At 67.0% G+C, this 7,890-nt stretch carries 6 protein-coding genes; all 6 read left to right on the top strand.

Annotated elements, in window-relative coordinates; genetic code table 11:
* Positions 1–17: 17 nt before the first annotated feature.
* The 6 genes from VW23_RS07490 (at position 18) to VW23_RS07465 (ending at position 7,882) form a co-directional block, all read left to right on the top strand.
* Complete coding sequence (locus VW23_RS07490; protein ID WP_201788026.1) at positions 18–983, top strand: ABC transporter ATP-binding protein; 966 nt, start codon at positions 18–20, stop codon at positions 981–983.
* Positions 965–1,969, top strand: coding sequence for an ABC transporter ATP-binding protein (locus VW23_RS07485; protein ID WP_244513447.1), 1,005 nt, complete (start codon positions 965–967; stop codon positions 1,967–1,969). The genes VW23_RS07490 and VW23_RS07485 overlap by 19 nt, the downstream gene beginning before the upstream one ends.
* Positions 1,970–2,001: 32 nt before the next feature.
* Entirely contained in the window at positions 2,002–3,729 is a 1,728-nt protein-coding gene (locus VW23_RS07480; RefSeq protein WP_084645725.1) for a glycoside hydrolase family 9 protein, read from the top strand.
* Between the two features lie 123 nt (positions 3,730–3,852).
* Positions 3,853–4,548 carry an ABC transporter ATP-binding protein gene (locus tag VW23_RS07475; RefSeq protein ID WP_069908955.1) on the top strand — a complete coding sequence of 232 codons (696 nt, stop codon included), beginning with the start codon at positions 3,853–3,855 and terminating at the stop codon, positions 4,546–4,548.
* On the top strand, positions 4,545–7,100 hold the full coding sequence (locus VW23_RS07470; RefSeq protein WP_069908954.1) for an ABC transporter permease: 2,556 nt from the start codon (positions 4,545–4,547) through the stop codon (positions 7,098–7,100). Before VW23_RS07475 ends, VW23_RS07470 begins: the two co-directional genes overlap by 4 nt.
* 173 nt (positions 7,101–7,273) lie before the next feature.
* A complete protein-coding gene (locus VW23_RS07465; protein WP_069908953.1) occupies positions 7,274–7,882 on the top strand; it encodes a hypothetical protein in 609 nt (202 codons plus the stop codon).
* Positions 7,883–7,890: the final 8 nt, after the last annotated feature.

The following is a 7,890-nucleotide window of genomic DNA, read 5'->3' as shown; positions in this document are numbered from 1 at the left end:
GAGGAAACCACCTCATGCTGACCCAGCCCCTCGTCGAGGTCCGTAACCTCACCGTCGACTATGTCGGCGCCAACACCGTGTCGCGCGCCGTCAACGGCATCGACTTCGATATCCGCCCCGGCGAGGCCTTCGGGCTCGCCGGGGAAAGCGGCTGCGGTAAATCCACCGTCGCCTTCGCGCTCGCTCGCCTCACCCGGCTGCCCGGCCTCGTCTCGGGCGGCGCCGTCCGCTTCATGGGCGAGGACGTGCTGAGCTTTTCCGCCGAGCGGCTGCGCCGCTATCGCTGGAGCGAAGTCAGCTTCGTCTTCCAGTCGGCGATGAATGCCTTGAACCCGGTGATCAAGGTCTCCGAGCAGATCGAGGACGCCATCCTCGCGCACCGCCCGAGGGCCAGCCGCGCCGAGACGCTCGCCCGTGCCGCCGAACTGTTCGAACTGGTTGGCATCAGCCCGCGCCGCCTCGACGATTATCCGCACCAGTTCTCGGGCGGCATGCGCCAGCGCATCTGCATCGCCATGGCCTTGGCCCTCGAGCCCAAGCTGATCATCATGGACGAGCCCACTACGGCGCTCGATGTGGTGGTGCAGCGCGACATCATCGAGCAGATCTGCGAGCTCAAGGCCCGCTTCGGCTTTTCGGTGCTGTTCATCACCCACGACCTCGGGCTGATGATCGAGTTCTGCGACCGCATCGGCGTGATGTATGCCGGCGAGCTGGTGGAAGTGGCGCCGGCCAGCGCTATCCTCACCGCCCCGCAGCACCCCTATACCCGGGCCCTCGGCCGCTCCTTCCCGCCGCTCAGCGGGCCGCGCGTCCGCCTCGAAGGCATTGCCGGCTCGCCGCCCAGCCTCAGCGCCCTGCCCGAGGGCTGCCGCTTCTCGCCACGCTGCGGCGAAGCCATCCCAATCTGCGTGCGCCTTGCCCCCGAACTCCGCCCCACGCCCGCCACCGGAGGAGAAGCAGCGTGTCACTTGCTGCAATGACCACATCTGCTGTCATGACCGAGGCGCCCATCCTCGAGATGCGCGATGTCGACATGCGCTTCGTGCTCGGCGGTCTCGTCGGCAAGCGCACCACGCTGCGGGCGCTGAGCGGCATTTCGCTCAAGCTCACCCCCGGCCGCGCTTTGGCGCTGGTCGGCGAATCCGGCTCCGGCAAATCCACCTGCGCCCGCATGCTGGCCCGCGTCTACGAACCGGCTGCCGGCGAGATCAGTTTCCGCGGCACCGATATCGGCAAGCTCAGCGGCAAGGGGCTCACCGACTATCGCGCCGAGGTGCAGATGATCTTTCAGGATCCGTTCGGCTCGCTGAACCCCACCCAGACCATCGGCTACATCCTCGAGCGGCCGCTGCGCATCCATCGCCCCGAGCTCAGCGGCAAAGAGGTGCGGACCGAGAGTGAAGCGCTCCTCACCCAGGTCGGTCTCGTCCCCGCTGCCGAGTATCTGAAGCGCCGTCCGCACGAGCTCTCCGGCGGCCAGCGCCAGCGCGTCGCCATCGCCCGGGCCCTGTCGGTCAACCCCACCGTGCTGCTGGCCGATGAGCCCACCTCCATGCTCGATGTCTCGGTGCGCCTCGGCATCCTCAACCTGCTCGAGGACCTGAAGCGCGACAAGCACCTCGCCGCGCTCTACATCACCCACGACATCGCCACAGCCCGCTACTTCGCCGAGGAAACCGCGGTGATGTATGCCGGGCACCTGGTCGAACAGGGCCCAAGCGAGGCGATCACCGATCACCCGCGCCACCCCTACACTCAGTTGCTCATCGCCGCTGTGCCTAACCCCAAGAACAAGATCACCGGCGGTGCGGTGCGTCGTGCGGCGGATATCCCGCTCTGGACCGCCGAAAGCCGCGGCTGCCCGTTTGCACCGCGCTGCCCGCGCGCCACCGACATCTGCCGCGAAATCATGCCCGACCCCACGCCCGTCGGCGACAGCCACATGGCCCGCTGCCATCACCTCTAAGTTGCCACGCCCTCTGACCGGACCCTCCAAAGATGAACCAGCTCCTGGCGATCAACGCCCAATATCCCGCGCTGTTTTCGAGCCGCGCCATCGCCACCAACCAGGTCGGCTACGAGGCGGCCGGCCCGAAATTCGCTGTCCTCGCCCTCGGTGACGGTCCCGACTTCGCCACGCTACGCCTGCGCGATGCGGCGACCGGCGAGGTCGTCTTCGAAACCACGCCCGGCGCGGCCACCGGCGTCGACAGCTGGAAGACCCAGCGCTGGCAGAGCGCCGAGTTCACCGCCTTCACTGGCATCGGCCGTTTCCTGCTCGAAGCCCTCGATGCCACCGGCACCCGCCTCGTTTCGGAGCCGTTCGAAATCGCCGAACAGCTCTACGCCGAGCGCTTCCCGGCGGCGCTGCTCGGCTATTTCCAGGGCCAGCGCACGGCGGAGCCTTACCTCAGCGCCGACCGCGCCATCGCCTTCATCGGCAACAAGCGCAATGCCCGCGCCGACGTGCATGGCGGCTGGTATGACGCCTCGGGTGACGTGTCGAAGTACCTGAGCCACTTGAGCTACGCCAATTTCATGAACCCGCAGCAGACCCCGCTGGTGGTCTGGGCGCTGTCGAAGGCCGCAGTCTGCCCGCATATCGACGCCAACCTCCACGCTGCCTTCCGTACCGAAGCGCTGTGGGGCGCCGATTTCCTGGTGCGCATGTGCGACCCCGCGGGCATGTTCTACATGACGGTGTTCGACCGCTGGTCGGGCGATACCGCGCAGCGCGAGATCTGCTCGTACTCGACCCAGAAGGGCCACAAGCACGACAGCTGGGAAGCCGGCTATCGCCAGGGCGGCGGCATGGCCATCGCCGCTCTCGCCCGCGCCGCCCGGCTCAAGCAGGACGGCGAGTTCACCGCCGCTGAGTACCTGGCGACAGCCGAGCGCGCCTTCGCTCATCTCGAGGTGCACAACCTCGAATACCTCGACAATGGCGAGGAAAACATCATCGACGATTACTGCGCGCTGCTCGCCGCCACCGAACTCAGCCGCTCGACCGGGAAGCACGAATATCTGGTCAAAGCCGGCGAACGCGCCACCAGCCTGCTCGACCGCCTGACCGGCGGCCATGGCTATGATGGCTGGTGGCGCGCCGATAACGGCACCCGTCCGTTCTTTCACGCCTCCGACGAGGGCCTGCCGATTGCCGCTTTGGTGGACTACCTCGCTATCGCCCCCGAAGCCGATCGGCCGGGCGTCTCCGCCGCGCTGGGCAAGGTGGTTCGCCAGCTCGCCGGCATCACTGCCGAGGTGGCAAATCCCTTCGCCTATCCGCGCCAGCTGGTGAAGCGCAGCGATGGGGCGATCGGTACGCAGTTCTTCTACCCCCACGGCAATGACAGCGGCTATTGGTGGCAGGGCGAGAACGCTCGGCTTGGCAGCCTCGCCTATGCGCTCCGCCGCGCCATGCCGCATGTCGATGCCGAAGCCGCCGAACTTGCGCGCGTGCAGTCGCAGCGGGCGCTGGACTGGATCCTGGGCCTCAACCCCTATCATGCCTGCATGCTGCAAGGCTTTGGCCGCAACTGGGCGATCTATGGGCCGGCAAAACTCCCCAATGCCGATGGTGGCATCTGCAACGGCATCACCTCGTCGCTCTCGGACGAAACCGCTATCGGCTTCTGCGAGACCGAGGACCCATTCCAGTCCTGGCGCTGGAGCGAGCAATGGCTGCCGCACGCCGCCTGGTTCCTCCTCGCGATGACGGAGTATTGAGCGGTCGTCGGTTAGCTCGCGGAACCCAAACCATCCTGCTGCGATTTAGTGTCACCGGGCCTTTCCATTGAACGGCACCGGCGACACACTATGTGCTTGTAATCGCAGCAAACCGGCCGTCCCATGCCCGCTCCCGTCGTCGATGCCAAAGGCATCAACCTGCATCTGAAGAGCGGCGCGACTTCGCTGCACATCCTCAGGGACGTCGACCTCACACTGCTATCAGGTGAAGTGACCGCCATTGTCGGGCCATCGGGCAGCGGCAAGACCTCGCTGCTGATGGTGCTTTCCGGCCTCGAGCAGGCCAGCTCCGGCGCCATCACCGTGGCCGGCACGGATATCGCGAGGCTCAACGAAGACCAGCTCGCTATCTTCCGGCGCAACGCGCTGGGCATCCTGTTCCAGAACTTCCACCTCATCCCGTCGCTGACCGCGCTCGAGAATGTCGCCCTCACCCTCGAGATCGCCGAACCGTCGCTGCCCTGGCCCGAAATCCAGAGCCGCGCCGCCGCCGCGCTCGGTGACGTCGGACTTGCCGCCCGCCTGACCCACCTGCCGAGCGCCCTGTCCGGTGGCGAGCAGCAGCGCGTCGGCCTCGCCCGCGCCATTGTCGGCAACCCGAAACTGCTGCTGGCCGACGAACCCACCGGCAACCTCGACCAGGAAACCGGCGCCCATGTCATCGAGCTGATGTTCGGCATCGCCCGCGAGCGCGGCACCGCCATCCTCCTGATCACCCATGATCCCTCACTGGCCAAGAAGGCCGACCGCCAGTTGCGCATGAACGAGGGCCATCTCAGCGAGCGGGTGCCGGCGTGAACACTGCCGCCGCGACCCTGCGCGGCTGGCTGCGGGTCGCCCTGAAAGACCTGCGCGGCGACCTCCGCCGCTTCACTATCCTCTTGGCCTGCCTGGCGCTTGGTGTCGGCACCATCACCATTGTCGGCTCGGTGGGTGCAGCGCTGCAATCGGCGCTGCTGCGCGATGCGCGTACCTTGCTGGGTGGCGACATCGAGGCCCAGCTCTCCTATCGCGCCGCCAACCCGGAGGAGCGACAGGCCTTCGAGCGGCTCGGCAAGCTTGGCGAAGTCATCGAGGTGATGGGCCGCGCCGATGCCGGCGAGCAGAACAGTTTTCTCGCCATCCGCGCCGTCGACACCAACTATCCGCTGATCGGCAGCGTCACCGTGAAAGGCGCCGACACCCCGCTGCCCGAACTCCTCGCCCCGCGCGCTGACGGCAGCTTCGGCCTCGTCGCCGATCAATTGCTGCTCGATCGCCTCGGCCTGAAGCTCGGCGAACAGCTCACCATCAGCGACGCCACGTTTACCCTCACCGGCATCATCGGCACCGAGCCCGACCGCATCACTGCCGGCCTGCAGTTCGGCCTCCCCGTACTGATGTCGGTCGATGCGCTCAATGCCACCGGTATCCTCGCGCCCGGCGTCCTCGCCAGTTACCGCTACAAGATCCTGCTCCATGGCACCGATCCCGATGCCGCGATGCAGTCGATCGAGACCAGCTTCCCCAAGGCCGGCTGGAAGCTCGCCGGACCCAAGGACGCCACGGCCGACCTCGCCCGCTTCTTCGATATGTTCGCCCGCTTTCTCACCATCGTCGGGCTGTCCTCGCTGCTGGTCGGTGGGCTCGGCGTCTCCAATGCAATTTCCGCCTATGTCACCGAACGCCAGCGCTCCATCGCCACCATGAAGGCGCTCGGCGCCACCGGTCCGCGTATCCTCGTCCATTTTCTCACCCAGGTGATGCTGCTGACCTTGGCCGGCATCATTCTCGGCCTGCTGCTCGGCACGCTCCTCACCATGGTGCTGCTGCCCATTCTCGGTGGCCTGCTCGGCCTCGGGCTGCCGCCGGTGGTGGATGTGGTGACGCTGTGGACTGCCGCCGGCTTCGGCGCCCTCACCGGCTTCGCCTTCGGCTACCTGCCGCTGCGCCGCGCCGAAAAGCTGAAACCGGCGCTGCTGTTCCGCTCCGCCGGCTCGGCCGTCGAAGGCGGGCTCGATTGGCGCGATATGCTGAAGCCTGGCCTGTGGTTGCCGCTCGGCCTCGCCGCCGCCGGCATCTATGCGCTGGCCGCCCTCACCACCGGCCGCCCGTTGCTGGTGCTGTGGTACGCCATGGGCGTGCTCGGCGCCTTCCTCGTGCTGCGCGGCGCCGCCTGGCTGCTGCAACGCGGCCTGAAGCTGATCCCGCCGCTTTCCAACGCCGCGCTCCGCAACGCCGTCAAATCGATCTGGCGCCCTGGCGCCCCCGCGCCGGTGGTCATCCTGTCGCTCGGGCTCGGCCTCGCTTTGCTGCTGCTCATCGCGCTGATCGACGGGAACCTGCGCCACCAGCTCGCCCGCGAGTCGATCCCCAACGCCCCGAGCTTCGTCTTCATGGACCTGTTCGAGGACGAGGTGGACGCACTGAAACAGTTTTCGGTCGGCGACAAAGCGGTCGAAAGCTTCGCCTCGCTGCCCATGGTCACCGGCGCCATCGAGGCGATCAACGGCACGCCGATTGCCGAGCTCAACCGCAAGCCGCCGGCCGAGTTCGCCTTCGTGCTCGAGGGCGAGATCCCACTCTCCGCCTCCGACACCCTGCCTGATCAATCGACCATCACCGAGGGCAGCTGGTGGCCGCCCAACTTCATCGGCACGCCGGAAGTTTCGGTGTTCCAGCGTTTGAAGGAACCGCTCGGCCTGAAGCTCGGCGACGTCCTCACCTTCCGCGTCTTCGGCGAAGCGGTGAAGGCGAAGATCGGCAGCTTCCGCGATTACGCCTGGCGCTCGGGCAGCGTAAACTTCGGCTTCGTGCTGTCGCCCAACGCCTTTGCCGATTTTCCGCTGAGCTATCTCGGCCTGCTCAAGGCCGTGCCGGGCGAAGAGGTCGCGGTGCAGCAGCGCCTCGTCGCCGACTTCCCCGAACTGCTGTTCCTGCCGGTCGGTGAGGCGCTCGAAACCTTCGCCGCCATCCTCGCCAACGTCACCACGGCGGTCGAGGTGATCGGCGGCCTTGCCGTGGTGAGCGGCGTGCTGGTGCTCGCCGGCGCCATGGCCGCTGGCCGCAAGCAACGCGAATCCGATGCGGTGGTGATGAAGGTGCTTGGCGCCACCCGCGGCGACGTGGTTCGTGCCTACCTCGTCGAATATGGCCTGCTCGGCCTCCTCGCCGCGGTGCTCGCGGCTTTGCTTGGCCTCGCCGGCACCTGGGCCTTTGTCGAGTTCGTGCTGGAGATCGACTTCTGGGCCGACCCGGCGCTGCTCGTCTGGGTCACCGTCGGCACCATCGCGCTCGCCATCGCCGTCGGCATGCTCACCACCTGGTCGGCGCTTTCGACCCGTCCCGCGAGCTTCCTGCGCGAGGAGTAACCGGCTCAAGCCTTTAGCCTGGCTCCTTGCCCCACCCACCGGGTCATTCCCGCGAAAGCGGGAACCTCCGTTTTCTTTGCACCAAACGGATCCCCGCTTTCGCGGGGATGACACCGTGGGTAGTGCCGTTCGTCCAGGAAATGCTCTAGCGTCGCGCCAAACGGAGACTTCTGATGCGCCGACTGCTCTTCGCCCTGACCCTGCTGCTCGCGCCCGCGGTGCAAGCCGCCGAGCCGCAGATCGACGAAGTCCGGGCCGCCTGGGACGCCTGCTCGAAGCTGCTGGAAACCGCGCCCAACGACTGGACCGGTTGGCGCCGCAATTTCGATGGCGGCTATTCTGACCATTTCGAGTTTCACGATGGCGGTGACGCTGCCCCCTCGGTGCTGGTGCAGACCTGGCTGATCGATGCCATCGCCACCCAGACCGACACCTCGTGCTACCGCCCCGACGGCAGCCTTGCCTTCATCTATTCCGAGATGCTCTCGCCCAACGTGGCTGAAGGCGCCACCGGCCCCGCCGTCACCCGCGAAGGCCGCCTCTACTTCGCCCCCGACGGCCACCTGCTGCGGCTGCTCAAACGCATCACCGAAGCCGGCAAGGAAGTCGCCGTGATCGACAACGCGCAATACCAGCTGGCCCGCGGCTGCGGCCTCACCGCCCCGCACGCCACGGTCGACGACGTCCGCTCCCATTTGATCGCCGAACTCGGCGACATCGAAGGCACGCGGGGCAAGTACGTGCAGGAGCCGCTGGATTGGTGCGGGATGGAAGTGGAATAGCCGCGCAC

The sequence above is a fragment of the Devosia insulae DS-56 genome, from assembly GCF_000970465.2.
In the GTDB taxonomy this organism is placed as follows: Bacteria; Pseudomonadota; Alphaproteobacteria; order Rhizobiales; family Devosiaceae; genus Devosia_A; species Devosia_A insulae.
The sequence above is the reverse complement of the archived record's forward strand: the minus strand, read 5'-3'. Positions and strand labels throughout refer to the sequence as shown.

What these genes read in the sequence shown, in the direction of transcription:
- VW23_RS07480 (WP_084645725.1), top strand. Translation starts at nt 2,002, where the DNA reads ATGAACCAGCTCCTGGCGATCAACGCCCAATATCCCGCGCTGTTTTCG.
- VW23_RS07475 (WP_069908955.1), top strand. Translation starts at nt 3,853, where the DNA reads ATGCCCGCTCCCGTCGTCGATGCCAAAGGCATCAACCTGCATCTGAAG.
- VW23_RS07465 (WP_069908953.1), top strand. Translation starts at nt 7,274, where the DNA reads ATGCGCCGACTGCTCTTCGCCCTGACCCTGCTGCTCGCGCCCGCGGTG.